The sequence below is a fragment of the Bacillus sp. SIMBA_074 genome, from assembly GCF_046534555.1.
GTDB classification, from domain to species: Bacteria; Bacillota; Bacilli; order Bacillales; family Bacillaceae_G; genus Bacillus_A; species Bacillus_A mycoides.
On sequence record NZ_JAWRYM010000466.1, the window covers coordinates 1 to 275 of the forward strand.

The following is a 275-nucleotide window of genomic DNA, read 5'->3' on the forward strand; positions in this document are numbered from 1 at the left end:
GCATTTGACACGTTAATGGGTGCAATGAAAAGAAGTATGGAAAACGACCCACACAGTGGTACCTTCAGCTCTGGTTTAGAATTTGATTTAGAAAAGATGGAAGCGATTGATACAAAAGATCAGTTTGTCGCCTACATTTCAGGGCTTGATTACGAGCTGCTTGGTCCTCCAGGCACACAGTTCAGCTATTCTAACGACAGCTTCGCACTGCTTGGGGTTATCATCGAGCGTGTGAGCGATATTTCGTATGAGCAGTTCGTGAAAGAGAATATTTT

General features: G+C 43.3%; 1 protein-coding gene. It reads left to right on the forward strand.

Translation table 11 applies throughout. The features are described from left to right. Positions 1-36: 36 nt before the first annotated feature. The coding region (locus SB773_RS31610) for a serine hydrolase (protein ID WP_410594270.1) at positions 37-275 on the forward strand (239 nt) is incomplete at its 3' end.